This is a genomic window from Streptomyces sp. NPDC057877 (assembly GCF_042796855.1).
Lineage (GTDB): Bacteria > Actinomycetota > Actinomycetes > Streptomycetales > Streptomycetaceae > Streptomyces.
The window spans coordinates 142,676-168,672 of the sequence record NZ_JBHVMS010000001.1 but is presented as its reverse complement, the minus strand read 5'-3'; the positions used below and the strand labels follow the sequence as shown (position 1 = coordinate 168,672).

The window sequence follows — 25,997 nt, the reverse complement described above, 5'->3', positions numbered from 1 at the left end:
CGGGATCATGCCGGTTCACGACGCCGCCTCGGCGACACAGCGCGTGCGCTGCACCCCGAGCCCGGTGACCGAGCCCTCCATGACATCGCCGTCACGCAGCAGCCGTCCCCAGTGCATGCCGTTTCCGGCCGGGGAGCCGGTGAGCACGAGGTCGCCGGGGAGCAGCCGGGCGGTCCGCGAGGCGTACGCCACCAGCCGCGCCACGGTGAAGATCATGTCCTTGGTGGACTCGTCCTGCATGGTCTCGCCGTTCAACTTCAGCGTGAGACGCAGGTCCTCCGGGTTCGCGATCGACGCGGCGGGCACGATCCAGGGGCCGAGCGGGGTGAAGCCGGGGGCGTTCTTGCTGCGCAGCCAGTCGGTGCCGATCTGCGGCATGTCCCGGCGGAAGACGGTGGCGCGGTCGGTCAGGTCGTTGGCGATGGTGTACCCGGCGACATGGCCGAGGGCCTGCTCGACGGGGACCCGGTGGGCAGTGCGGCCGATCACGGCGGCCAGCTCCAGCTCCCAGTCGGGCTGGGCGGCCCAGTCGGGGAGCACGACGTCGTCGTAGGGGCCGGTGATCGCGCTCGGCAGACCGGTGAAGACGTACGGCAGGTCCTCGGCCGCCCGCCGGTCCATGATCTCCGCGGCCTCCGCGCGCCGCTCCTCCTTGGGCCGGTCGTCACCGGGCGCGCGGTGCGCCACGTGCAGGTCGATGACGTGCTGCCGGTAGTTCGCCCCGGACTGGAAGACCTGGCGCGGCTCGACGGGCGCGTGCACCCGGAAGTCGGCCAGCGGCCTCGTCGTCGTGTCGCGGTCGGCGGCGAGCGCCGCGAGTCGTGGGGCGGCGGTCTCCCAGGCGTCCAGCAGGCCCCGGACGGTCAACTCCTCTCGCCCGAACGGGACCCGGAGGTCGAGCGCCCGGCCGTCGGGAGTGACCAGGGCGGGGAAGACCGGCCCGTCGGGGAGCGAGAGGGAGGCGAGGGCGAAGGGTCCTGCGAAGAGCGCGGACACGGCTTGGGGGTTCACCGGTTTCACGGACATGTCCTCCTGATTGCGGTGTGACTAATCTGGACTCGCCACCCGTGATCAGGGAAATCGATTCTGTGGATGATCGGCATCCATCGTGCGGATTACTCCTGGTCGGCGCCGTACAGCTGCCGTACAGCTAGGGAAAGCCCGTGAACCTGAGCCGCCTGGACCTCAACCTCGTCGTCGCTCTGCGCGCGCTGCTGGAGGAGCGCAACGTCACCCGCGCCGGGCAGCGCGTCGGGCTCAGCCAGCCCGCCATGAGCGCCGCCCTGTCCCGGCTCCGCCGCCACTTCGACGACGACCTGCTCGCCCGCGTCGGCGGCCACTACGAACTGACCGCTCTGGGGCAGGTCCTGCTCGACCGGGTCGCCACCGCCCATGCCGTACTGGAACGCCTCTTCGCCAGCCAGGCCGACTTCGACCCCGCCGAGGAGAGCCGTGAGTTCAAGCTGATCGCCTCCGACTACGCCGTGGCCGTGTTCGGCACCGAGTTCGCCCGTGTCGTGCACGAGGAGGCGCCGGGCATCCGTCTGCGGTTCGCGCAGACCCCGACCACGGTGGTGGACTCCACGGACACCCTGCTGAGCACGACCGACGGACTGCTCATGCCGCACGGCGTGATCAGCGACTTCCCCGCCACCGACCTCTACGACGACCGCTGGGTCTTCCTCGTCGCGAAGGACCATCCGAGCGTCGGCGACCGCCTCTCCCGGCAGGACCTGGCCCGCCTGCCCTGGGTCACCTACCAGCGCACCTACGACGCCCCCGCCGTGCGTCAGCTCGGCATGCTCGGCATCGAGCCCCGCGTCGAGGTGTCCGTGGACAGCTTCCAGCTCCTGCCCCTGCTGGTGGCCGGTACCCGACGCCTCGCCCTGGTCCAGGCCCGCCTCGCCGGACTCCTCGCACCGCTCGCCCCGGTGCGTGTGGTGGAGCCCCCGTACGAGGCCGTTCCCCTGCGGGAGGCCCTGTGGTGGCACCCCGTCCACACCCATGACGCGGCGCACATCTGGCTGCGCGAGACGGCCGCGCGCGTCGGCAGGCGGATGGGCGGCGTGCGCGACGCGTAGGGGTGGACACGACCGGCCGGTCGAAGACCGCGCGGAGCCTCTCGGTCACCACCGTTGCCGACGGCGACGCACCTCGCTATGTTAATCGAAAATCACATCTGTGCGACAAGGCGTGCCATGGCACCCGTCGCACGATCAGCAAGTCTGCCAAGGCACCTGAAACCATCTGGCCCATCAGGGAAGCAGGTAAGTGAATGGAGAACCTCAGCAGGCGAAAGGCTCTGTCGCTCGGTGTGGCCCTCGGCCTCGTGGGCGTGGCGACCCCCCAGGCGTGGGGGTCGCCGGGCTCCGCGGCCAAGGCCGCCGCGGGGACCGGACCCGAGTGGATCTGGGACGACGCGGCGGACCCTCTGATGGCCTCGATGCTCCAGAAGGGCCACGTACCGGCGATCAACACCGCATGGGCGTCCTGGGTCGACAACAACGACCCGCTGCCCAGCGGCCTGCCGCCCGAGTTCGCCGCCTACCTACGTCAGGTCAACCGGCTGCCCTCCTGGGCGGACCCCGCCAAGCTCACCCGCGCCGCCGACTTCAACCGGCGCAGGGACACGTATCTGTTCATGCTGTACGGCCTCGGCAGCGGCATCATGAGCACCGTGATCCCGCGCGAGGCCAAGAGCGTCTACTGGTCCGCGGGCGGCGCCGACATGCAGGACCGCGCGGCCAAGACGTTCACGTTCGGCTACGACCTGTCCGAGCTGGGCGCCTTCACACCGACCGGACAGTTCGTCGTCACCGCCAACAAGACGCGCGTGGTGCACGCGGCGGTACGCCAGCTGCTGCCGCAGTCACCGCACTGGCGGGCGGTCGCCGACGAGACCATCCCGATCAGCGCCGCCGACATCCTGGTCACCTTCCACAGTCTGGGCACCTATGTGCACCGCAAGCTGCTCGACTGGCGGATTCCGTACCCGGCCGCGGACCAGGAGGCGTTCCTGCACTCCTGGCAGGTCGCCGTCCACCTGCTCGGTGTGCCGTACGAGCACATCCCCAAGACCTGGGCGGAGGCCGAGGCACAGTCGGCGCGGGTGCTCACCCCGATCCTCACGCCCTCCACCGAGGGCATCGAGCTAGCCGAGGACCTGCTCGGCCTGACCGCGCAGATCGACCTCGGCGTCACCCGCGGGTTCCTCAACGAGTTCGTGCGCTACGTCCTCAGCGACCAGGTCGGCGACTGGCTGGGCCTGCGGCGCGACTACGCGGCGGCGGCCCTGGTCCGCACCGCGTGGCCCGCGTTCGTCCTGTTCCGCGAGGGCCTCTCGCCCGTCATGCCCGGCACCTTCTACATGTTCGACCAGTTCATACGCGCCCTGGCCATGCTGTTCCTCAACAAGGGCTCCTCCGGCACCACCACCCCCATCACGATCCCCACCGGCAACAGGCCGACCTGACCCGAGGACCCGACGCCCGCCCCCGGCCCGCCGCGGGGCGGGCACCGGCCGTTCACAGTCCCAGCGCGCCCACGACCAGCGCGGTCACGGCCCCACGATGCCCGGCACTGTCCCGCCACCGCAGCCTGCGCCCCGCCTCGACCACCACACCGAACGCCGCGTGCGCCAGCACCCGCGCCTGCCGCGGATCCAGCTCCGGACGCACCAGCCGCAACTGCTGCTCCCATACGGCGATATGGTTGCGCTGCGCGACGACCAGAGGCCGCCGCAGATCCTCCGGCAGGCCCGCGAACTCGGCCTCGGCGACGCTGTTCAGCTCGGTGTACTCGAAGCTGTAGGCCGCATACGTCGCCGCCAGCGCGACGAGCGCGTCATGCGGGTCGGCCACCTCCTGCAGACTCTGCTCCACCCCCTGCGCCAGCAGCCCCGCCGCCTGGAGGCACGCCGCCGCCAGGATGTCGATCTTGCCGGGGTAGTGGCGGTAGAGCGCGGACGGGGTCAGCCCCACCGCCTGGGCGATCTGACCGTTCGTGACATTGGCGAACCCGTCCCGGGCGAACAGCGGAATGGCGGCCGCGAGGATCTCCGCGCGGCGCGTACGCGGCACCGGCCGGGCGGGCAGCGCGACGGGGCGCACGCCCTGCCGACCCGCGGCCGGATCGGTCGCCGCCACGCGCAGCGCGGACGCCAGCAGCAGTTCCTCCGCCCGGCGCCCGGCGATGGAGGTGTGGTGCATGGTGATGGACCCGATCGCACCGAGGGCCGCCATGGCCCGCAGCCGCCCGTCGGACAGGGGGTGCTCGCGCTGAACCGCCTCATCGACCCGCTCGACGAGGCGCCCGAACTTCACCGCGAGACGTCGGCGGTCCGCACGGTCGAGATACCGGGCCTCCCACCGGTACACGCCGCCCGACGCGCGATGGGCGACGGTGACCCGGGTGACGGCGGCCAGCACCTCCGTCAGACCCGCCTGGGGCGGCACCTCGTCGAGCGCGGCGACCAGTCCGTCCACCATGACGTGGGCGCACTCGGCGAACAGCGCGTACTTGTTGGGGAAGTGCCGGTACAGGGCCGCCGCGGTGATGCCCACGCTGGCGGCGACCTCCTCCATGGACGCCTTGTGGTAGCCGCGCTCGCTGAAGGCCCGCCCGGCCGCGTCGACGATGAGCTGCTTGCGGTTGCGGGGCCGAGTGGCCGGGGCCGGACTGGCGGTCGCTGCCGAACGGGCGGATCGGGAGGCGGGAGCCATGCGGATTAGTCAATCACACGCCGTCAGCGGCGGGTCGGGGCTCCCGCTGACGGCGTGCGCCCGCCCCGACGACCGTCAGTCAAAGGTCAGGACCGGCTTGACCACCTTCCCGTCCCCCATGGCGGCCACAGCCGCGCCGATGTCGTCGAACGAGAACGTGCGCACCAGCCGGTCGACCGGGAAGCGGCCCCGCCGGTACAGCCCGACCAACTCGGGGAGGAAACGGCCCGGATCGGAGTCCCCCTCCACCACCCCGTGCACGCGCACACCCTTCGCGAGCAGCCCTCTCACATCGAAGGTCACCTCGTCCCCGAGACCGAGCAGCGCCAGTTCACCGCGCGGGCGCAGCGCGCCGACGGCCTGGCGGGCCATCTCCGCACGGCCGGTGGTCTCGACGACGTGCCGCGCGCCGCCCCCGGTGAGGTCACGCAGCGTCGCCACCAGGGTGTCCCCGGGGGCCACGGCCGCCGTGGCGCCGAGTTCGGTGGCCAGGGCACGGCGGGAGGCGACCGGGTCGACGGCCACCACCGGATCGCAGCCCACGGCCACCGCGGCCATCAACGCGCTCAGACCGACCCCGCCCGCGCCCAGCACGACCAGCGACGAGCCCGAGCGGGGACGCAGCCGGTTGAGTACGGTGCCCGCGCCCGTCTGTCCGCTGCACCCCAGCGGCGCGGCGACCACCTCAGGCAGGTCGTCCGGCACCTTGACGACGCCGCGTTCGTGGACGACGGCGTGCGTGGCGAAGCTGGACTGGCCGAAGAACCCGGCGTGCAGCGGGGTGCCGTCGACGGAGAGCGGTGTGGTGCCGTCGGCGCGTCCGCCGGAGAGGTTCAGGCTCCGGGAGGTGTGACAGTAGGCCGGGTGGCCCGCCGCGCACTGCTCGCAGGCGCCGCAACTGGCGAAGGTGAGGCAGACATGGTCCCCCGGCGCGACGCCGGTGACCTGGGCGCCGACCGCCTCGACACGGCCGACGCCCTCGTGGCCGAAGACCATCGGGGTGAGCCGCCGGGGCCAGGAGTCCCGCATCCCCAGGTCGGTGTGACAGATGCCGACCGCGGTCATCCGCACCAGCACCTCACCGGGCCGTGGGTCATCGAGGTCCGCGTCCCGGACGGTGAACGGGGCGCCCGGCGCCTCGACGACGGCGGCACGCACACGCCTCATGACTCGACGCGCTCGAGGAAGAAGTAGAAGAAGGGACCTTCGGCCGGGACACCCTTGCCGTTCATGATCCCCATGAGTGTGCTGTCGTCCACCCGCTTGAAGTGGTCGAAGACCGGCTGCCCGTCATAGACCATGGTGGCCGTCGACTCACCGCGGAACTCAACCGTCCACAGACTGGCCTCGCCTTTGCCGAGCGCACGGTTGGAGTACAGGCCGCCCGTCGCGTCCCGGCAGATCAGCGGCTTGGCGTCGTCCACGGCGGTGAACGTCTTGCCGTACCAGTCGGCCTTGGCCAGGGCGCCGTTGAGGGGATGACCGGTGCGGAACTCGCCGCCCTTCCACTCACCGAGGACGTCCTCGGGGCGGACGGTGGCCAGCGCCGCCCAGATCTCGTCGAGTTCGACGGGGTCGACCGGGCCGTCGCTTCCCCGGAGTTCCCTGAACCGGGCGCGGGCCTCGAGCACGTCCATGCGGGGTGTCCTCTCGTCGGGCCGGGATCGGCGGGGTGAACCCACTGAGCGACCGATCAGGAAAACGGGCATCAGGCGGCTGATCCCTCGTCAGTCTCCCGGTGCCGATTCCCCAAAAGCAAGTATGACAAAGGAAGTTCACCAATCCATGGCATCGCTCCAGCATTCGAGCGAGCGCTCAGTAGGTCTCCGGCGACAGAACGCCCGCCTGTTGTGCCGGAGGTCTGGTCCTGTGGCAGATGGTGACGGTGTGGACAAGGTCACGACGGCGGCGCCACACTCGGCTCCGACCTCGGTTGTCGTGCCCATGGCGTCCACCGTGTCCGACCCGCAACCCGTGACACCAGCCCCGCCCTCCCCCCACCGAAGAGGAGTCCCCCGATGCCGCCCCGCACCCGCTGGCGCGTGCGCGTCCACACGGCCTTACTGGCGCTGCTCGCAGGAACCGGCGCACTCGCCGCTCCTGGCCCCGCCGCAGCCGACACCCCCTCCGACAACCAGCGGACCATCAGCTACCACGGCTACCGCATCCAAGCCCCCGCCGACTGGCGGGTCGTCGACCTCACGGAGAACCCACGCGCCTGCCCGCGCCTGGACATCCCCACCGTCTACCTGGGCGAGCCCTCCGACGAGAACGACTGCCCCGCCCACGTCATCGGCCGTACGGCGGCCGTCATCATCGAGCCCCTCACCCCCCGCTCCGCCGCCCGGACGACACCCGCCACCGCCCGGACACCCCACGGCAAGGCCACCACCCCGACCGCCGCGTCCAGCGACGGGACCATCCAGCTCGCGGTCGAGGACGCCGGAGTCCTCGTCACCGCCGCCCACACCCCGCACACCGAGAACCTCGTACGCCGCGTCCTCGCCTCAGCCGAACTCACCCCCGGCGCCCAGCGCACCGAACTGCCCCCCACCCGCGACCGCGCCGCCCAGGCCGCCGCCGGACCGCAGCCAGGGACCTACCTGGGCAAGGGCTTCGACGCCTGCACCGCCCCCTCGCAGGCCGCCATGAACGCCTGGCAGACCAGCTCGCCCTACAGCGCGGTCGGCGTCTACATCAGCGGTTCCTTCCGTGGCTGCGCCCAGCCGAACCTCACCGCGAGCTGGGTGACGAACCAGACCGACAACGGATGGCACCTGATCCCCATCGACGTCGGCCGCCAGGCACCCTGCACCAGCTACTCGCTGAAGATGTCCACCGACCCGGCGACAGCCAGGTCCCAGGGCGTCACCGCTGCCGCCGCCGCCATCACGGCCGCCGCCAACCTCGGCATCCCCCCGGGCAGCGCCCTCTACAGCGACATCGAGGCGTACAGCTCCACGGCTACCTGCAAGGCCGCCGTGCTGTCCTACCTCTCCGGGTGGACCGAGCGCCTGCACAGCGGCGGCTACCTCTCCGGCTTCTACTCCAGTGCCGCCTCCGGCATCAGGGACGCCGCGGCGGAGTACGACAACAGCGCCTACACCCGCGTCGACCACATCTTCTACGCCTGGTGGAACGGCGCCGCCGACACCAACACCGGCACCTACGTCCCCGCCACCCACTGGTCCGGTCACCAGCGCATCCACCAGTACGTCGGCGAGGTCACCGAGTCCTACGGCGGCTACTCGATCAACATCGACCGCGACTACCTCGACGTGGCCACCGGCACCCCGCCCCAGCCCGGTTGCACCACGACGAACCTCAACTTCACCGCCTACGGCACCATCCAGAGCGGCTCGACCGGCCCCCTGGTCACGGCGGCCCAGTGCCTGCTGAAGGCCGCCGGTCACGACCCGGGCGCACCGGACGGCGTCTTCGGCACCGCCACCACCACCGCCACCAAGAACTTCCAGTCCAGCAAGCAACTCACCGCGGACGGCGTGATCGGCCCCAGAACCTGGACGGCGCTGCTGTCCCGTGGCACCACCCCCACCCTCCAGAACGGCTCAACGGGCGAGGCGGTCACCCGCGTACAGCGCGCCCTGACCGCCGCACTCGGCAGGACCGTGACCACCGACGGCGTCTTCGGCTCCGGTACCACCCAGGCCGTACGCGACTACCAGGCCGCCCGCGGCCTGACCAGCGACGGCATCGTCGGCTCCGCCACCTGGACCGCCCTCCAGGCAGGAAGGTGACCAAGACACCATGGGACAACTCCGCCGCACCCTCACCCTGCTCGTCGCGGTGACCGCCCTGCTCCTCACCGCGGGCCTGCCCGCCCAGGCCTTCCCCCAGGCCGCGTTCCCCCTGACCAGCAACGGCAACCGGGGCACCGACGTCGTCGCCCTGCAGCACCTGCTGACCGCACACGGCCACCCGGTCACCGCCGACGGCGTCTTCGGCACCGGCACCCGCACCGCCACCGTCGGCTTCCAGCAGTCCAAGGGCCTGACCGCGGACGGCGTCGTCGGCCCCGCCACCTGGAGCGCACTGGCCATCACCGTACGGCAGGGCGACAACGGCCCCGCGGTGAAGGCCGTCCAGTCACTGCTCAACGCCAAACGCTCAGCGGGTCTCTCCACGGACGGAGCCTTCGGACCGGCCACCCACACCGCGGTCCGCACCTTCCAGTCCCACGCCGGAATCGGCGTGGACGGTGTCGTCGGCCCCACCACCTGGAAGAACCTGCTCTGGCACTTCGAGAACATCGACTTCGCCCCCGGCACGATGTGCGCCCAGAGCCCCGACGGCAACGCGGGCGCCCACTGGGCGACGGCCGCCGCCACCGCCCAACTCGAAGCCGCCGCCGCGACCTTCGCCACCACCGGCAACGGCAGGCTTCCCGTCGGTGACGCCAGTTTCGAACACGGCGGGGACATCCCCGGCCACGCCAGCCACGAAGTCGGCCAGGACATCGACGTATGGCCCCTCCGCACCGACTCGGCCCAGTGCACCGCCGGACGCATCACCTGGCAGTCGTCCACCTACGACCGCGCGGCCACCCGCCGCCTGGTCCAGGAGATCTGCGCCAAGGCCCCCGGCCACATCGACCTGATCTTCTTCAACGACCCCCAGCTGATCGCGGAGGGCCTGACCACGAGCTACCCGAACCACGACAACCACCTCCATATCCGCTACCGCTAGCGAGGTTCACGCCCAGTACTCGGCTTCGATGGCTGTCTATGTTGACGTTCTTCGATTCAAGGTGCAGTGTGGAATTGAAGAACGTCAATGCAGGCCGTTCAGGCCCTGTGATGCCCGACATCTGGGAGTGAGTCATGAGCGAGCAGTCCACTGAGCTACGCGAGTCCGTGCGGCAGCGGTACGCGGCGGCGGCCGTGCGGGTCACCGAGCGGGGCGGCGGCTGTTGTGGGCCCGCGCCGGTCGAGGCCGACGAGAGCTTCGGGTCGACGCTGTACACGGCGGACGAACGTGAGGGGCTGCCCGCGGAGGCCGTCGCCGCCTCCCTCGGCTGTGGCAACCCCACCGCCGTGGCCGAACTCCGGGAGGGGGAGCGCGTCCTCGACCTCGGCTCCGGCGGCGGCATCGACGTCCTGCTCTCCGCTCGCCGGGTCGGGCCGACCGGCAAGGCGTACGGGCTGGACATGACCGACGAGATGCTGGCCCTGGCCGTGGCCAACGCGGCCAGGTCCGGGGTGGCGAACGTCGAGTTCCTCAAGGGGGCCATCGAGACGATCCCGCTGCCCGCGGCCACCGTCGACGTGGTGATCTCCAACTGCGTGATCAACCTGTCCGTGGACAAGTCGGCCGTGTTCGCCGAGACCTTCCGCGTCCTGAAGCCGGGCGGCCGGATCGGCGTCTCCGACGTCGTCGCCGAGGACTCGCTCACGCCCGCCCAGCGCGCCGAGCGCGGCGACTACGTCGACTGCGTCGCCGGGGCACTGTCCTTCGCCGAGTACCGCGCGGGCCTGGAGGCGGCCGGTTTCACCGACGTGGAGATCACCCCGACCCACGCGGTCGCCGATGGCATGCACTCCGCCGTCGTCCGCGCGGTCAAGCCCGTCGTCTAGGCCGCCGGTGGGTGTCGGTCACGTCGAGCCCCGGTGGCCACCGGCAGCTCGGCCAGGCGCCATTCCAGCATCCCGTCGCTGAGGCGGATCGCGCGCCGTCCGTGGTCGGTCAGGAGGCGGGCGGCGTCGTGGGCGAGCACGCAGTACTCGCCGCGGCAGTACACGACGACCTCCGTGTCCTCGGGCAACTCGCCGATGCGGTGGGGGAGTTCGTCGACGGGGATGGAGCGCGCGCCGGGGATGTGCCCGGCGAGGTACTCCTCGACTGGTCGTACGTCCAGCACCACCACGTCTCCCGCCGCCGCACGGGCGCGCAACTCCTCGCGGCCGACCTCCCTCGCGTCGTCCCCGCCGAGGTAGGCGTCCCGCGCGGCGGGTACGGCGGCCTGGTGGCTCTCGGCGACCTTGCGCAGGAGTGCGAACAGTCGCGCCACGTCGTCCCCGGCCAGCCGGTAGTGGATGCGCACGCCGTCGCGCCGGGTGGCGACGAAACCGGCCCGCTTGAGGGTCTGGAGGTGCGCCGAGGCCGTCGTCAGGTTCAGGCCCGCCGCCTTGGCCAGCGCGTCGACCGTGCGCTCGCCCTGGGCGAGCAGATCGAGCAGTTCCAGGCGCTTCCCGCTCGCGAGCGCCTTGCCGCTGGTCGCGAACGCGTCGTACAGCCGTGTCTTCGTGCTGGTCATGGGTTCCCGTCCGCACGTACTCGCATACTCCATATATCCATGGAATAGTGTAGGTGAGGGAGGGGGTGGTGGCCAGGCATCTCCCCCCCGGCTGGACTCCGGAGGACCCGATGGGCTTTGTCGACGACCACCTGACACCCCTGGTCGACGAAGGACTGGGCAACAGCGCCTACCTCGTCGACCTCGGCGACGGCCGTGCCCTGGCGGTCGACGCGAGCCGGGACCTGCGCGCGCTGGGGGCGGCCGTCGAGCGGCGCGGCCTGACGGTGGCGTACGCGGCGGACACGCATCTGCACGCCGACTTCCTGTCCGGCGCGGTCCAGCTCGGCCACGACCACGGCGCCACCGTGCTCGCCTCCGCCGCCGGACGGCGCGCCTTCCCGCACCGGCCGCTGGCCGACGGCGACGAGGTCGACCTGGGCGGCCTCACCCTGCGGGCGCTGGCCACCCCCGGCCACACGGACGAGCACCTGTCCTTCCTGCTCCTGGACGGCGACCGGGAACTCGGCGTCTTCACCGGCGGCTCGCTGATCGTCGACTCCGCCGCCCGCACCGACCTCCTCGGAGCCGAGCGGGCCGAGGAACTGGCCCGCGCCCAGTACGGATCGCTGCGGCGGCTGGCCGAGCTGCCCGACGAGGTCGCGGTCTGGCCCACCCACGGCGCGGGCTCCTTCTGCTCCGCCCCGACCGGCGCCGAGCGGACCTCCACCATCGGCGCGCAGAAGCGCAGCAACCCCTTGCTGGCCACCCCGGACGAGCGCACCTTCGTACGGCGGCTGCTGAGCGGCCTCGGTTCCTATCCGGACTACTTCGACCGGCTGGCCGAGGCCAACCGGCGCGGCCCGTCCGTCCTCGACGCCGCCCCGAGCCTGCCCTCCCTCGACAGCGCGCAGGTCAAGTCCCTGCTCGCCGACGGCGGTTACGTCATCGACGTACGTCCGGTGGCCGACTACGCCGCGGGCCACATCCCCGGGTCGCTGTCCATCCCGCTGCGCGGACAGTTCGCCACCTGGCTGGGCTGGCTCCTGCCCGACACCGCCACGCTCGCCTTCGTCGCCGCCGACGACCAGGACCTGAGCGAGGTGGTCTGGCAGTCGTACAAGATCGGCTACGAGCGTCTCGCCGGGCGGCTGACGGGCGGCATGGCCGCCTGGGTGGACGACGGCAACCAGCGGGCCAGCACCGCGTTCGTCACCGCCGACCACGCGGGGAACCGGCCCTATCTCGACGTACGGCAGACGGCGGAGTTCACCTCCGGGCACGTGCCCGGCGCCGTGCACATCGAACTCGGCGGCCTCGCCGACCATGCCGCCGACGCGCCCGCCGGGCCGGTCGTGGCCTGCGGTCACGGCGAGCGGGCTATGACCGCCGCCAGCGTCCTCGAACGCGCGGGGCACACCGACATCGCCGTCCTCGACGGCGGACCGGCCGACTACGCCGCCGCGCACGGCCGCCGGATCGTCGAGGGCGGTACGCGGTGAGCGTTCCCACCGAGACCGGGAACCGGCCCGTCCGGCTCGGTCTACGGGAGAACTGGCCCCAGTTCACCCTGCTCGTCGTGGTCAACGCCTGCGTCGGCGCTCTGGTCGGTCTGGAGCGCACCACCGTCCCGCTGATCGGCACCGAGGTCTTCGGGCTGACCAGTGACCTGGCCGTCTTCTCCTTCATCATCGCCTTCGGTGTCACCAAGGCGCTGACCAACCTCGCGGCGGGCGCCCTGACCGCTCGCTTCCGCCGCAAGCGACTCCTCGTCACCGGCTGGCTGATCGGGACCCCCGTCCCCTTCGCCCTCGCCTGGGCGCCCTCGTGGGGCTGGATCGTCGCGGCGAACGTGCTGCTCGGGGTGAACCAGGGGCTGACCTGGTCGATGACCGTCAACATGAAGATCGACCTCGTGGGTCCCGCGCGCCGCGGCCTGGCCACCGGCCTGAACGAGGCCGCGGGCTACACCGCCGTCGGCGTCACCGCCCTGCTCACCGGCTACCTCGCCACCACCCACGGCCTGCGCCCCGTCCCCGAACTCATCGGCGTCGTCTTCGTCGCCGCCGGACTCGCCCTCTCCCTCGTCGTCCGCGACACCGCCGCGCACGTCGCCCTCGAACTCGCCCAGCACGGCGAGTCCATGGGGGAGATGGCAGGTGACCGTCCAGGTCTGGCAGCCGCCTTCGCCCGTACGTCCTGGCACGACCGCTCCCTGCGCGGCGCCAGCCAAGCCGGGCTCGTCAACAACCTCAACGACGGCCTGACCTGGGGCGTCTTCCCGCTCCTCTTCACTGACCACGGCCTGGGGCTGGCCGCCGTCGGTCTGATCAAGGGCCTCTATCCGATTCTCTGGGGGCTCGGCCAGATCCCCACCGGCCACCTCGCCGACCGCGTCGGACGCAAGCCGCTGATCGTCTACGGCATGCTCGTCCAGGCCGTCGGTTTCGTCCTCGCCCTCGCGCTGCTCGACCGTCCGCTGCTCGCCGGGGTCCTCTCCGCGGTGTTCCTCGGCCTCGGCACGGCCATGGTCTACCCGGCCCTGATCGCCTCCGTCTCCGATCACGCCCATCCCGCCGGGCGGGTCAACGCCCTTGGCGTGTACCGGTTCTGGCGTGACATCGGCTACGCCGTCGGGGCCCTCGTCGCCGGTGTGCTCGCCGACGCCCTCGGCCTCAACGCCACCGTCATCGCCGCCGCCGTCCTCACGGGCGCGTCCGGTCTGCTCGCCGCCCGCTGGATCACCGAACAGCGGGTGATCGGCTGACCGGCGCGAAGGAGCGTACGGCCGCAAGGGGTCGTACGGCCCTGCCGTTGGGGCCGTTGGGCCCGTGCGTGAGGTCCGGAAAGCCCTGATACCACCGGAATGAGTAAGGTTAGCCTCGCCTCAACAAGGGCCCTGATGACGGTGGTTGGCATGCTGCGGCGGAGGCACGGATGACAGAGCTTGACCCGGAGAGCGAGGCGGTGGGAGACCGGGCGGTCGCCGTCATCGGTGGTGAGCGGCGCGTGCTGGCCCAGTTGGCGCCCGGCGCGCGGGCCACGGTGACCGAGGTCGTCGGTGGACCGCCTTCGGTGGCCCGCCGGTTGGGCGATCTGGGGTTCACCGTGGGGGCGGTGGTGGAGGTCGTACGGCGTGCGCCGCTGCGCGACCCCGTCGTCTACCGGGTCAAGGGCTACGAGGTGTGTCTGCGGCGTGCGCAGGCCGCCTCCGTACGGGTCGTCGTCGAGGCGGAGCGGTGAGCGCGAGCTGCCATGACACGTCCGGCACGGAGGCGGAGGCGGCCGGGACGGCGCGGGTCGCCCTGATCGGCAGCCCCAACGCGGGCAAGACCAGTGTCTTCAACGCCCTGACCGGACTGCGGGCCAAGACCGGCAACTACCCCGGGGTGACCGTGTCCCGGTACGTCGGGACCTGCCGGGCGGACGGGCACACGTATGTCGTCGAGGATCTGCCCGGCACCTACGGACTGGAGCCGGTCAGCCCGGACGAGCGCATCGCGGTCGATGTGCTGGACGGACGGCTGGAGGGGGCGGAGCGGCCGGACGCGCTGCTCGTCGTGGTGGACGCCACTACGCTGTTGAGGTCCATGGGCCTCGTCGCGCAGGTCCTGGCGCGCGGGCTGCCGACGTGTGTGCTGGTGACGTTCACCGACGAGCTGGCGCGCCGTCAGGGGAGGGTGGACGTCGACGCGTTGGGACAGGCGCTCGGGGTGCCGGTGCTGGCGGTGGTGGGCCACCGCGGGTACGGCATCGACCAGGTGCGCGACCGGCTCGCCGACTGGAGGACCTGGCCGACTCCCGCCGTGGCCCCGCCCACCGAGCCCGGCGAGCGGGACGCCTGGGCGGAGTCGGTGCTGGCCTTCGCCGGGTACCGGATCCCGGAGCGGCACCGGGCCACCCAGCGCGTCGACGCGGTGCTGCTGCATCCGTTGGCGGGCACGGTGGTGTTCTTCGCGGTGATGATGCTGTTCTTCCAGACCGTCTTCACCTTCGCCGCCCCGCTCCAGGGGTATGTCGAGTCGCTGTTCGGATGGCTGTCGGGGCTCGTCGCCGCGCACGTGGACAACTCGTGGGTCGCCGGGCTGCTGGGTGACGCCCTCATCGGCGGCGTCGGGGGCGTGCTGGTCTTCGTCCCGCAGATCGTGCTGCTGTTCCTGCTGCTGGCCCTCCTGGAGGGCGTGGGCTACATGGCGCGGGCGGCGTTCCTGATGGACCGGGTGATGGCGCGCTTCGGGCTGGAGGGCCGGGCGTTCGTGGCGCTGCTGTCCGCGTTCGCCTGCGCGATCCCCGGCATCATGGCCACCCGCACGCTGCCCTCCGCCAGGGACCGCATCGCGACGATGATGGCCGCCCCGCTGATGACCTGCTCCGCGCGGCTGCCGGTGTACGTGCTGCTCATCGGCCTGCTGGTGGACCCCTCCGCGACGGTGGGGCCGTTCGGCGCGCAGGGGCTGGTGATGTTCGGCCTGTACCTGCTCGGCGCGGTGTCGGCGATGCTGGCCGCCTGGGTGTTCAAGAGGCTCGGCGACCGGCGCGGCCACGCGGTGCCGTTCTTCATGGAGATGCCGCCCTACCGCCTGCCCACGCCGCGCGCGGTGCTGACGGCGGTGTGGTCCGCCGCCGGGGCCTTCCTGCGCAAGTGCACCACGGTCATCGTCACCACCACCCTCGTCCTGTGGCTGCTGCTGAACCTGCCGCTGCACTCGGCCGCCCACCTGCGCGCGGAGGGTGTCGATGCCACCGACTCCGTGGCCGTGTCCGCCTACACCGCCGACCACAGCTACGCCGCCGACCTGGGCCGGATGGTCGCGCCCGTCTTCGAGCCGCTGGGCTTCGACTGGCGCATCAACGTGGGGGTGCTGTCGGCGCAGGCCGCGCGGGAGACCTTCGTCGCCACGCTGGGGCAGGTCGCCGCCGCCGAGGACCCCGAGGACCCGGCGGAGGCGCTGCGGTCGATGACCTACCCCGACGGGCCGCACGCCGGAGAGCCGGTGTTCACCGCGCCCACCATCGCCGCGCTGCTGGTCTACTTCGTCTACGCGTTGCAGTGCATGGCCACCGTGGCGGTCCTGCGCCGGGAGACCGGCACCTGGCGCTGGCCGGTGACCGCCTTCGCCTACCTCACGGGCCTGGCCTGGCTGATGGCCTGGCTGGCCCGCTCGGTCACCGTCCTGCTGGGCGGGTGAGCGCCGGTGGTCCCCCTGCACGCCCAGCCCGTGCCCGGTCGCACCGACCGGCTGCGCTGGATCGTTCCGGCGGGCGTCCTCCCCGGGACCGGCCCGCTCGCCGAGGCACCCGCGCCGCTGGCCGCGCTGCTGGCCGACGGCACGCTGACCCGGATCACGGTGGAACCGACGGCGGTCGTCACCGTCCTCGGCCCGGACCGCCGTTGGACCCGGGAGGGCCCCCGGGTCCGTACCGCGCTGCACGCCGCCCTGGACGACCCCACCGGGTGGGTCCCCGCGGACGACACCGGCCCCGGCCACGACGACGCGGTGCTGTACGCCGTGGCCAGGGAGGTCCTCGCCGGGCCGGTGGGCGACCTCGCGCGCTCCCACGGCGGCTCCATCGACCTGGTCGACGTGTCCGACGACATCGTCACCGTCCGCCTGGGCGGCGCCTGCCACGGCTGCCCCGCCGCCTGGGTCACCCTGCACCGGCGCCTGGAACACCAACTGCGGCGCCGCCATCCGGCCCTTCGGGAGGTACGGAGCGTCGGCTCGCCGTCGCCGTCGCATGGCGGGCGGCGCGGTACGGGGCTCTGGTGAGCGGTGCCGGGGCGTGACGCACGTCCGTGCCGGTGTGGCAGGATGCCGGTGACGGATGCGGAGGAACTCCGGTGCGGGCCTGGTGGCCCAAGTCCGGGGCGGGCCCGCCACTGTGACCGGGGAGTCGTCTCCCGCTGACGGCCACTGGCAGCCGGTGTGAACCGGCCGCTGGGAAGGCCGGGAGCCGACGCCGGTGGCCGCGCTGGACATGCAGCAGCCGGGCACCGAGAGCCGGGAGCCAGGATATTCCGCCCGTCCCGCGGCCCGGCGACATCCGCCCGGGCACGGCTCGTTCACGGCGGCGTGGAGAACCGCCGACAGCGGAAGGACTCCCTTCATGGTGCCCTCGCACGGCTCCGATCCCACCCCCGCCGTCGGTGTGCGGCTGGAGCGCACCCTGGCCGCCGTCGCACCCGCCGACGCCGCCGCGCTCGACGCGGCCCGTGACCGCCAGAACCAGCTCACCAAGCCGCCCGGCTCGCTGGGCCTGCTGGAAGAGGTGTCGGTCCGGCTCACGGGACTGGCGGGCACCTGCCCGCCGCCGATGCCGGAACCGGCCGCCGTCGCCGTCTTCGCCGCCGACCACGGTGTCCACGCCCAGGGCGTCAGCGTCTGGCCGCAGGAGGTGACCACGCAGATGGTCGCCAACTTCCTGGCCTCCGGCGCCGCCGTGAACGCCCTGGCCGCCCAGGCCGGGGCCAGCGTGGTCGTGGTGGACGTGGGGGTCGCCAACCCCGTACCCGACTCGGACCACACCGCGCACGGCCTGCTGCGGCGCCGGGTCCGGGCGGGCACCGCGGACATGACCCGCGTACCGGCGATGACCCGTCAGGAGGCCGTCCAGGCCATCGAGGTCGGCATCGACGTCGCCATGGAACTCGTCGACGGCGGCTGCCGCTGTCTGCTCACCGGGGACATGGGCATCGCCAACACCACCGCGTCGGCGGCGCTGATCGCCGCGTTCACCGGCGCGGACCCGGACCACGTCACCGGGCACGGAGCGGGCATCGACGACGAGACCCGGCGCCACAAGGCGGGCGTCGTCCGCACGGCCCTGGAACGGCACCGGCCGGACCCGCACGACCCGGTCGCGGCGGTGGCGGCGGTCGGCGGCCTGGAGCACGCCGCGATCGCCGGGTTCGTCCTGGGCGCCGCCGCCCGCCGGGTGCCGGTGATCCTGGACGGGGTGATCGCGTCGTCGTCGGCGCTGGTCGCCGCCGCGCTGGCGCCGGACGCCGTGGCAGCCTGCGTGGCCGGACACCGCTCGGTCGAGCCGGGGCACACCATCGCCCTGCGGCATCTTGGACTGCACCCCATGGTCGACCTGGGGCTGCGGCTCGGTGAGGGCACCGGCGCGCTGCTGGCCCTGCCGCTCGTACAGGCGGCGGTGCGCGCGCTGCGCGACATGGCCACCTTCGACTCCGCCGGGGTCTCGAACAAGCAGGACTGACCGGCACCCCCGGGCGCCCTTCTCGCAAGGCCGTTGTCCCGCAAGGCCCTTCGGCCCCGTTCAGCCCGCTGAGTGAGGGCCGGGAGGCACTGCCCGGTGGGCCGTTCGGCCCAGGCGACCGACGCGGGCGCGCGGCGATGCTGTTCCACGACCGGTCGGGGGCGCCACGGACCGTCGCGTCCTGCCACTCGGACTCGCCTTCGTGGGTCCACGAGCCACGGCGGGCGCGGCGTGCCCCGGCCCGGTCACCATCCGGTTGTCCCACACGTTGTGCCGGATGGTCGTCCGTCCGCCATGTCCCGGCGTCGGCGTCCCGTTACCGGCTGGCGGACGGGGCACGCCGCTGCGTCAGGGGCATGGCGGACGAGTCGGCGAACTCAGCGGTGGCTCAGCAGCAGCCGCCACGCCTCGGGGCCGCGCTCCAGGTACTCCACCGCGAACGCGCCCGGGTGCCGGTCCTCGATCTGGGCCAGCAGGGGCAGCGGATCGTGCGGCGCCACGAGCACCATGGCCTGGCCGGACGGCACCGCGGCGACCGCGCCGAACACCGTGGCGTGGCGCAGCGAGTGGGGGACGCCCCGCACGTCGAGTTCGGGTACGTCCGTGTCGTCCGAGCCACCGCAGCCGCAGCTCCCGCCGCACCCGCCGCCGGACCCGGCCGCCTCGTCCGGGGCGGCGTCGTGGTCGTGCCCCAGGATGTCGTGCATGCCCGCCAGGAGACCGGCGAGGGAGATGTCAGGGGCGCCCGCGAGCAGCGGGAGGATCAGGGTGTTCTCCTTCTCCAGGTGCTCCTCGAACAGCACTTGGAGCGCCCGCCCGTCGGCCGCCGCGCGCACCGCGGAGCCGTCGGCGCGCAGCGCGTCCACGAGGGCGACGAGCCTGCGGTGCTCGGCGAGCATGCCCTCGACGAGGAGGCGCGCCTCGGGGAGGGCGCGGGCGGCGGGGTAGAGGGTGTCCTCCTCGGCGGCGGCGTGCGGAACGAGGTCCCGGTCGCAGAACCCGACCAGCCCCGCCCGGAGTTCGTCGGCCGAGGCCGGGTCGCGCTCGACCGCGGCGACCAGCATGGCGACCCGCCCGGCCAGTTCACCCGCCAGCTGGGTGTGATGCGCCTCGACGGCTTCGGCGGCTGCGGCGTCCTGGGGATCCGAGGCGAGGGTGAGCGTGCTCATGACGATGTCCTTCCGGCGGTCGACGGCCCGTTCCGGTCGGTCGGGGCCGATACCTGGAATATAGTACGGACATGACCGTGGAAAATAACGGGCCTCTTCCCGGCAGCGGATCGACACGGGTGCCGCTGTCCCGACAGCGCCGCGGCGTCCTGCAACACCTGCGGGGTCAGGCCGCTCCCGTGACGGCCGGTGCGCTGGCCAAGGTGTGCGCGCTGCACGTCAACACCGTCCGCGAGCACCTGGACGCCTTGGTGGACGACGGTCTCGCCGTCCGCGAGCGGTCCGCCGCCTCGGGGCGCGGCCGACCCGCCTGGCGTTACCGGGCCCGGCTGCCGCAGGAGTCGCCCGCACGGGAGTACGCGGGCCTCGCGGCGGTACTGGCCGCCCAGATCGCCGGTTCCAGCGCCGATCCGCGCGGGGACGCGCTGGCCGCCGGTGCGCGGTGGGGGCGGGTCCTGGCAGCCGGGGTGGAGCGCACGGGGGACGCGGAGGAGGCCCGTACGCGGCTCGTGGGGCTGCTCGCGGACATCGGGTTCGCGCCGGAGGCCGACGCCGGGGCGCACCGGGTGAGACTCCGGCGCTGCCCGTTCGTGGAGACGGCGCGCGAGTACCCCGGCGTCATCTGCGGCGTCCACGAAGGGCTGGCCCGGGCCGGTCTCGCCGCCCTCGGCGAAGCGGAGCAGGAGGTCGAGCTGCTGCCGTTCGCCGAGCCGGACGCCTGCCTGCTGCACATCGACACGCGGCACGACGACCGGACCGAGGGGGACCGGTGACCACCACCGCCCGGCGCGTGGGCGCACGACGGGCACCCCTGCTGCTGGCCGCCGGACTCTGTCTGCTCGCCGGTCTCGACGCCGCCCTCGTGCTGCTCGAACTCCCCGCCCCGGTCACCAGCGACCGGCTCCCCACGGTCCACGGCGTGCTGCTGGTCCTGGGCTTCGTCGGGACGCTGGTCGCACTGGAACGCGCGGTCGCCCTCGGCGGCCGTTGGCCGTATCTGGCCCCCGCGTGCCTCGGCGCCGGGGGCCTGGCCCTGCTCACCCCCGTGGACCTGACCGCCGCACGGCTGGCGCTGGTCGCCGGATGCGCCGTCCTCGTCGCCCTGTACACGCGCTTCTGGCAGCGGCAGCCCAGCGCCGCCCTCGTCGCCCAGGGCGCGGGGGCCGTGTCGGCGCTCGGGGCGGCGCTGTTGTGGCTGGGCGGCCTGGACGTTCCCCGGCTGCTTCCCTGGCTCGCCGCGTTCCTGGTGCTGACCATCGCGGGAGAGCGGCTGGAACTCGCCCGGGTGGGCGCCCTCGCGCCCACGGCCGAACAGACCTTCCTGGGAGTCGTGGGCGCCGTCATGGCTGGCGTCGTCACCACCTTGCTGTGGCCCTCGACGGGCAGCCTCCTCCTCGGTGCCGCGCTGCTTGCCCTGGTCGCCTGGCTGGTCGTCCACGACGTCGCCCGCCGTCTGCTGCGCTCCACCGGTCTGCCCCGCTTCACCGCCGCCTGCCTGATCGTCGGATACGGGTGGCTGGGGCTCGCCGGGCTCCTGTGGCTGCTGTTCGGCCCGGTCGCCGACGGCACCCGCTACGACGCCGTGGTCCACGCCGTCTTCCTGGGCTTCGTGATGTCGATGATCATGGCGCACGCGCCGGTGATCCTCCCGGCCGTGCTGCGCCGCCCGCTGCCGTACCACCCCGCCATGGCGGTCGCCGCCTGGCTGCTGCACCTCTCCCTCGCCCTGCGGGTGCTGGTCGGTGACCTACGGGACGTCACCTGGGCGTGGCGGCTCGGGGGAGCGCTCAACATCGCCGCCGTCCTGCTGTTCGTCCTGTCGGCGGCGGCCTCCTCGGTGACCGCCCGCCGTCGCGCCGCCCGGCGCGCACCCGCCCCCGACAGCCCAGGAACCCCCGACAGCCCAGGAACCCCCGACAGCCCAGGAACCCCCGACCACCTCAGGAACCCCCGGTGACCACCCACCTGTCCCCGCCTCCCGCGAGCGCCCCCGCCCCGACGCCCCGCCGCCGCTCCGCCCGCACCCTCTGGCACCTCGGCGCGAACGCGATCGTGGCCGCCTGGCTCGCGTTGTTCGCGGCGATCGCGGCGGCCCACCACTTCGTGCCGCACGCCTACTGGCTGCTCGTCCACACGCTCCTGCTCGGAGCGGTCACCAACGCCGTCGTCATCTGGTCGGGGCACTTCGCCGCGTCCGTGCTCCGGTTGCCGGAGGCCAACCGGGGTGTCCCCGCGGTACTGCGCCTGGCCGCCCTCAACGCGGGCGCGATCGCCGTGATCGGCGGCCTGGTCACCGGCCGGTGGGCCGTCGTCCTGCTCGGCGGCTGCCTGGTCGGGGCCGCGGTCATCGACCACGCAGGATGGCTCGTACGGCTGCTGCGCCGCGCCCTGCCCAGCCGGTTCGCCATGACCGTCCGCTACTACGTGGCCGCGTCCGCCCTGCTCCCCGTGGGCGCCGCGCTCGGCGTCGTCATGGCCCGCGGGAACCTCGCCGGTGACCTCTCCGACCGGCTGCTGATCGCCCATGAGGTGATCAACCTGCTCGGCTGGGTCGGTCTCACCGTCGCCGGAACGCTGATCACCCTGTGGCCGACGATGCTGCGCACCCGGGTGGCGGACGGCGCGGAACGGGCCGCGCGCACCGCCCTCCCCGTCCTGCTCGGCGGGCTCACCGCCACCGTGGCCGCCGCCCTGCTCGCCCCGCCGCGGCTGGCCGCCCCCGGCGTGGCCGCCTACGCCGTCGGCCTGGGGATCGCCGCACGGCCCTGGTGGCGCGAGGCCCGCGGGAAGGCGCCCCGGTCCTTCGCCGCCTGGTCGGTGGCCGCGGGCTGCCTCTGGCTCGGCGCGTCCCTGACCGCCCTGACGGGCATCCTCCTGTCCACGGCCTCCTGGACGACGGTGACCGAGCGCACGGCGGCGCTGACCGCGCCGCTCGCCGCCGGATGGATAGCCCAGGTGCTGCTGGGCGCGCTCAGCTTCCTCGTCCCCGTGGTCCTGGGCGGCGGCCCGAGCGCCGTACGCGCCGCCACCGCGGGACTGGAACGCGGCTGGCCCGCACGGCTGGCCATCACCAACGCCGCGCTGCTGCTGTGCGTGCTCCCGGTGCCGTCCATGGTGCGCGTGGCGTGCTCCCTGTTGCTGCTGTCGGTCCTGGTGACCTTCCTCTTCCTGCTCGTACGCGTGGTGGTCCGGGGTATGCGCCACCGCCACGGGACGGCACCCGCCGAGCCCCCGGTCCACCGCCACCGCGTGCTCGGCGGCGCCGCCCTCGGCCTCGCGGTCGTGGTGCTGGCCGTGGCGGGCGGCGGTGCGGTGGACGTCCGGTCGCTGCCCATGACGGAACGGTCGGCCGCCACCCGGGCGGACGGCGAGGGCGAGGTGCGACCGACCGGCCACACCACCACGGTGCGGGTGTCGGTACGCGGCATGCGCTTCTCCCCGTCCACCGTCGACGTGCCCGCGGGGGACCGGCTGGTGATCGACGTCCGCAACACCGGCACCGACACCCATGACCTCGTACTGGAGACCGGCGCCCGCACCGACCGGCTCGCACCGGGCGACCGCGCGACGCTGGACGCCGGTGTCGTTGGCCGGGACCTGTCGGGCTGGTGCTCGGTAGCGGGACACCGGCAGATGGGCATGACCTTCCAGGTCCGCGTCACGGGCGACGGCGGCACGGACGCCGACACGGACGCGCGGCCCGGCGGGAGCGCCCACGACCACACCGGCGAGTCCGCCGCCGCGGCCTACGACCCGATGGCCACCCCCGCCGAGGACTTCACCGCACGCGACGCCGCGCTGCCACCCGCCGCCGACGGCTCCCGGGTGCACCGCAGGACCCTCACGGTCAAGGAGGCCGAGCGGGAGGTCGCCCCCGGCGTACGGCAGACGCTGTGGACGTTCGACGGGACGGCCCCCGGACCCGTGCTGCGCGGTCGCGTCGGCGACACCTTCGAGATCACCCTCGTCAACGACGGAACGATCGGCCACTCGATCGACTTCCACGCCGGGGCACTGGCGCCGGACGGGCCGATGCGCACCATCCAGCCCGGCCAGTCGCTGACGTACCGGTTCACGGCCACCCGCAGCGGCGTGTGGATGTACCACTGCTCGACCATGCCGATGTCCCTGCACATCGCCAACGGCATGTTCGGCGCGGTGATCATCGACCCGCCCGACCTGCCCCGGGTCGACCGCGAGTACGTGCTCGTCCAGTCGGAGTTCTACCTGGGCCCGCGGAACGGCACGGCCGACGCCGACAAGGTGCGGGCCAAGGAGCCCGACATCGTCGCCTTCAACGGCTACGCCAGCCAGTACGACCACGACCCGCTGACGGCATGGCCCGGCGACCGGGTACGGATCTGGGTGCTGGCGGCCGGGCCGAACCTGCCCAGCGCCTTCCATGTCGTCGGCGGCCAGTTCGACACCGTCTTCCGCGAGGGCGCCTACGACCTGCGGTCCGGTGGCTCAGCGCGCGGTGGCGCACAGGTCCTCGACCTGGCCCCCGCTTCGGGCGGATTCGTCGAACTCACCTTCCCGGAGGCGGGTGACTACCCCTTCGTCACCCACGCCATGACCGACGCCGAACGCGGTGCGCACGGTGTCGTCCGGGTGCGGTGAGGGGTACGGGGCCACCCGCGAACAGGGCCGAAAGGCCCTGCTCGGGCACCCGTCGGGCCCAGGCCTCGGTGGCCGTACCGGCCTAGCATCACCGTCGTACCACGCACTGTTCGGCCCGCCCGTGGACGACGGCGCGGGCCGCTCCCGACCGCTGTAGCGAGGCCTTACGTGAGACGCCGCCGCGACCTGCCGCTCGTGTACTCCTGCTCGGGGTGTTCGAGTGCGGCCCAGATGACCAACTGGATCGCCGTCCAGCTCGACCGGCGCGGCATCGCCGAGATGTCGTGCATAGCGGGGGTCGGTGGGGATGTGCCGAGCCTGGTCCGCAAGGCGCGCGGTGACCGTCCCGTCGTCGCCATCGACGGCTGCGTGCTCCAGTGCGCCCGCAACTGCCTCGCCCGGCACGGCGTGACCCCCACGGTCCACCACCTGCTCAGCGACGACGGCGTGCGCAAGCGGCTGGGCGAGGACTTCGACCCCGAGGAGGCGGAGAAGGTGCTGGACGGGCTGATCGCCCGGATCACCGAGGCGACCGCCCCGGCCGTCGACCACCGGACCGCCTGAGCCGCGCACAGCACCCCACGGCACACGCCCCGGATCGACGAGCGTCTGCCGTCGCGCTGACCGTGGCCGCGTACGCCGCGAGGGGCCCTCGATCCCCGAGGGCCCCTCGCCGGTTGGTCCGGGCGCGTCAGGACGCGTCAGGCAGCCACAGGTCCGGCCCGAACACCTCGTACTGGATCGACCGGGCGGGGACGCCGCGGTCCAGCAGGGCGGAGCGGACGCCGCGCATGAAGGGCAGCGGGCCGCACAGGTAGACGGTGGCGTCGGTGGGCACGGACACCCCGGCCAGGTCCATCAGGCCGGTGTGGGCGCCGGGCTCGGCGTCGGGGCGCTCGTACCAGAACTCGGCGGTGGCGTCGGGCAGGCGCTCGATGAGTTCCCGGGTCTCGGCGCGCAGCGCGTGCTCGGCGGGGGAGGAGTCCGCGTGCAGGACCAGCACCGGGCGGGTGGAGCCGGTGGCGGCGAGCTGAGCGAGCATCCCGACCATGGGCGTGCAGCCGATGCCCGCGGAGGCGAGGACCAGCGGGGTGTCGGCGTCGTCGAGGACGATGTCGCCGCACGGCGTGGACAGGTCCAGCACGTCCCCGGGGCGCACCGTGCGGTGCAGCAGGTCGGACACCTCGCCGTCCGGGGCGCCGTCGGTGCCCGCGACCCGCTTGACGGTGATCCGGCGCAGCTCACCGCCGGGGTCGGAGGACAGGCTGTACTGGCGCAGCTGGTGCACGCCGTCGGCCATCCGCACCCGGACGCTGACGTACTGTCCGGCGCGCGCGGCCGGGGCGGGCCGCCCGTCCGCGGGGCGCAGCACGAAGGAGGCCACGTCGGCGGTCTCCTCGCGGCGCTCGACCACGGTCCAGCGCTGCCATATGTCGCCCGCGTCGATCCCGGCCTCCTGGTAGAGCCGGGCCTCCTGCGCGATCAGCGCACCGGCCATCAGCCAGTACACCTCGTCCCAGGCCGCGGCCACCTCCGGGGTGACCGCGTCGCCCAGCACCTCGGCGATCGCGCCGAACAGGTACTTGTGCACGATCGTGTACTGGTCGTCGGTGACGCCGACCGCGATGTGCTTGTGGGCGATCCGCGCGAGCAGCGCGTCCGGGCGCGTGTCCGGGTCGTTGAGCAGCGCGGTCGCGAAGCCCGCGATCGAACCGGCCAGGGCCCGGCGCTGGGCGCCGCTGGCCTGGTTGCCACGGTTGAACATGCCGTCCAGCAGCTCCGGGCGGTCGCGGAACATCGCGCCGTAGAAGCGCGCGGTGATCTCGTCGAGGGCTCCGCCCACGGCGGGCAGGGTGGCCCGGACGACGTCGGCGGACTCTGCGGACAGCATGAAGCCTCCTGTGTGGTGCAGGTGGGAGGGAGGGAAGCGCCGCCAGGGACAGCGGCGGCCACCTCTGTATAGCAAGCGGGAACACCCCGTTTTCGGCCTTGACGGCGAGGTCGGGACCAACG

21 protein-coding genes, 1 pseudogene and 1 riboswitch are annotated in these 25,997 nt (G+C 73.0%); of the genes and pseudogenes, 15 read left to right on the top strand and 7 right to left on the bottom strand.

All coding sequences use genetic code 11. From position 1 onward, the window contains the following. Positions 1 to 15 precede the first annotated feature (15 nt). Positions 16 to 1,026, bottom strand: coding sequence for a fumarylacetoacetate hydrolase family protein (locus ACFVQG_RS00770; RefSeq protein ID WP_383375245.1), 1,011 nt, complete (start codon positions 1,024 to 1,026; stop codon positions 16 to 18). A 137-nt stretch (positions 1,027 to 1,163) separates the two neighbouring features. Between ACFVQG_RS00770 and ACFVQG_RS00765 the strand changes: the two genes are divergently transcribed. Then, positions 1,164 to 2,081 (top strand): LysR family transcriptional regulator, encoded by a 918-nt coding sequence (locus tag ACFVQG_RS00765; protein WP_383375243.1) that lies wholly within the window; start codon positions 1,164 to 1,166, stop codon positions 2,079 to 2,081. A gap of 194 nt (positions 2,082 to 2,275) precedes the next feature. Continuing rightward, positions 2,276 to 3,472, top strand: a complete 1,197-nt coding sequence (locus ACFVQG_RS00760; RefSeq protein ID WP_383375241.1) for an oxygenase MpaB family protein — start codon at positions 2,276 to 2,278, stop codon at positions 3,470 to 3,472. A 52-nt stretch (positions 3,473 to 3,524) separates the two neighbouring features. Here ACFVQG_RS00760 and ACFVQG_RS00755 read toward each other — a convergent pair whose 3' ends face one another. The 3 genes from ACFVQG_RS00755 to ACFVQG_RS00745 all read right to left on the bottom strand — a co-directional run bounded on the left by ACFVQG_RS00755 (position 3,525) and on the right by ACFVQG_RS00745 (position 6,358). Beyond that, a complete protein-coding gene (locus tag ACFVQG_RS00755) occupies positions 3,525 to 4,721 on the bottom strand; it encodes a TetR/AcrR family transcriptional regulator (RefSeq protein WP_383375239.1) in 1,197 nt (398 codons plus the stop codon). A 75-nt stretch (positions 4,722 to 4,796) separates the two neighbouring features. Further along, positions 4,797 to 5,888 (bottom strand): NAD(P)-dependent alcohol dehydrogenase, encoded by a 1,092-nt coding sequence (locus tag ACFVQG_RS00750; RefSeq protein ID WP_383375237.1) that lies wholly within the window; start codon positions 5,886 to 5,888, stop codon positions 4,797 to 4,799. Further along, positions 5,885 to 6,358, bottom strand: a complete 474-nt coding sequence (locus tag ACFVQG_RS00745; RefSeq protein ID WP_383375235.1) for a DUF4334 domain-containing protein — start codon at positions 6,356 to 6,358, stop codon at positions 5,885 to 5,887. Before ACFVQG_RS00745 ends, ACFVQG_RS00750 begins: the two co-directional genes overlap by 4 nt. 381 nt (positions 6,359 to 6,739) lie before the next feature. Here ACFVQG_RS00745 and ACFVQG_RS00740 point away from each other — a divergent pair, with 381 nt between their 5' ends. From ACFVQG_RS00740 to arsM, 3 genes are all read left to right on the top strand, one after another. Further along, positions 6,740 to 8,479, top strand: coding sequence for a glycoside hydrolase domain-containing protein (locus ACFVQG_RS00740; RefSeq protein WP_383375233.1), 1,740 nt, complete (start codon positions 6,740 to 6,742; stop codon positions 8,477 to 8,479). A 10-nt stretch (positions 8,480 to 8,489) separates the two neighbouring features. Next, a complete protein-coding gene (locus ACFVQG_RS00735) occupies positions 8,490 to 9,428 on the top strand; it encodes a penicillin-insensitive murein endopeptidase (RefSeq protein ID WP_383375231.1) in 939 nt (312 codons plus the stop codon). Between the two features lie 134 nt (positions 9,429 to 9,562). Beyond that, entirely contained in the window at positions 9,563 to 10,315 is a 753-nt protein-coding gene (gene arsM / locus ACFVQG_RS00730; protein WP_383375229.1) for an arsenite methyltransferase, read from the top strand. Here the strand turns inward: arsM and ACFVQG_RS00725 are convergent. After that, positions 10,312 to 10,995: an ArsR/SmtB family transcription factor gene (locus ACFVQG_RS00725; RefSeq protein WP_383375227.1), complete on the bottom strand. Its 684-nt coding sequence runs from the start codon at positions 10,993 to 10,995 to the stop codon at positions 10,312 to 10,314. The two genes, arsM and ACFVQG_RS00725, sit on opposite strands and share 4 nt — an antisense overlap. A gap of 68 nt (positions 10,996 to 11,063) precedes the next feature. On the opposite strand from ACFVQG_RS00725, the gene ACFVQG_RS00720 reads away from it, so the two are divergent. The 6 genes and pseudogenes from ACFVQG_RS00720 to cobT form a co-directional block, all read left to right on the top strand. After that, complete coding sequence (locus ACFVQG_RS00720) at positions 11,064 to 12,476, top strand: rhodanese-like domain-containing protein (RefSeq protein ID WP_383375225.1); 1,413 nt, start codon at positions 11,064 to 11,066, stop codon at positions 12,474 to 12,476. Then, positions 12,473 to 13,741 carry an MFS transporter gene (locus tag ACFVQG_RS00715; protein WP_383375223.1) on the top strand — a complete coding sequence of 423 codons (1,269 nt, stop codon included), beginning with the start codon at positions 12,473 to 12,475 and terminating at the stop codon, positions 13,739 to 13,741. Before ACFVQG_RS00720 ends, ACFVQG_RS00715 begins: the two co-directional genes overlap by 4 nt. A gap of 170 nt (positions 13,742 to 13,911) precedes the next feature. After that, positions 13,912 to 14,217 (top strand): ferrous iron transport protein A, encoded by a 306-nt coding sequence (locus tag ACFVQG_RS00710; protein ID WP_383375221.1) that lies wholly within the window; start codon positions 13,912 to 13,914, stop codon positions 14,215 to 14,217. Beyond that, complete coding sequence (locus ACFVQG_RS00705; protein ID WP_383375219.1) at positions 14,214 to 16,163, top strand: ferrous iron transporter B; 1,950 nt, start codon at positions 14,214 to 14,216, stop codon at positions 16,161 to 16,163. The genes ACFVQG_RS00710 and ACFVQG_RS00705 overlap by 4 nt, the downstream gene beginning before the upstream one ends. Before the next feature lie 30 nt (positions 16,164 to 16,193). Beyond that, complete coding sequence (locus ACFVQG_RS00700; RefSeq protein WP_383375217.1) at positions 16,194 to 16,745, top strand: NifU family protein; 552 nt, start codon at positions 16,194 to 16,196, stop codon at positions 16,743 to 16,745. 60 nt (positions 16,746 to 16,805) lie between these two features. Further along, positions 16,806 to 16,994, top strand: a riboswitch (cobalamin riboswitch). Between the two features lie 136 nt (positions 16,995 to 17,130). After that, a pseudogene (gene cobT, locus ACFVQG_RS00695) lies at positions 17,131 to 18,195 on the top strand (nicotinate-nucleotide--dimethylbenzimidazole phosphoribosyltransferase); the annotation flags it as partial. 377 nt (positions 18,196 to 18,572) lie between these two features. Here the strand turns inward: cobT and ACFVQG_RS00690 are convergent. Continuing rightward, the gene (locus tag ACFVQG_RS00690; protein WP_383375215.1) at positions 18,573 to 19,364 is read right to left on the bottom strand and encodes a DUF2249 domain-containing protein; all 792 of its coding nucleotides are present in this window, start codon (positions 19,362 to 19,364) and stop codon (positions 18,573 to 18,575) included. Between the two features lie 71 nt (positions 19,365 to 19,435). Here ACFVQG_RS00690 and ACFVQG_RS00685 point away from each other — a divergent pair, with 71 nt between their 5' ends. From ACFVQG_RS00685 to ACFVQG_RS00670, 4 genes are all read left to right on the top strand, one after another. Further along, positions 19,436 to 20,137 carry a helix-turn-helix transcriptional regulator gene (locus tag ACFVQG_RS00685; RefSeq protein WP_383375213.1) on the top strand — a complete coding sequence of 234 codons (702 nt, stop codon included), beginning with the start codon at positions 19,436 to 19,438 and terminating at the stop codon, positions 20,135 to 20,137. Further along, positions 20,134 to 21,321 carry a hypothetical protein gene (locus ACFVQG_RS00680; RefSeq protein ID WP_383375211.1) on the top strand — a complete coding sequence of 396 codons (1,188 nt, stop codon included), beginning with the start codon at positions 20,134 to 20,136 and terminating at the stop codon, positions 21,319 to 21,321. Before ACFVQG_RS00685 ends, ACFVQG_RS00680 begins: the two co-directional genes overlap by 4 nt. Beyond that, the gene (locus ACFVQG_RS00675) at positions 21,318 to 23,984 is read left to right on the top strand and encodes a multicopper oxidase domain-containing protein (RefSeq protein ID WP_383375209.1); all 2,667 of its coding nucleotides are present in this window, start codon (positions 21,318 to 21,320) and stop codon (positions 23,982 to 23,984) included. The genes ACFVQG_RS00680 and ACFVQG_RS00675 overlap by 4 nt, the downstream gene beginning before the upstream one ends. A gap of 168 nt (positions 23,985 to 24,152) precedes the next feature. After that, complete coding sequence (locus ACFVQG_RS00670) at positions 24,153 to 24,548, top strand: putative zinc-binding protein (protein ID WP_383375207.1); 396 nt, start codon at positions 24,153 to 24,155, stop codon at positions 24,546 to 24,548. A gap of 127 nt (positions 24,549 to 24,675) precedes the next feature. On the opposite strand, the gene ACFVQG_RS00665 is transcribed toward ACFVQG_RS00670, so the two are convergent. Next, positions 24,676 to 25,875 (bottom strand): globin domain-containing protein, encoded by a 1,200-nt coding sequence (locus tag ACFVQG_RS00665; RefSeq protein WP_383375205.1) that lies wholly within the window; start codon positions 25,873 to 25,875, stop codon positions 24,676 to 24,678. Positions 25,876 to 25,997: the final 122 nt, after the last annotated feature.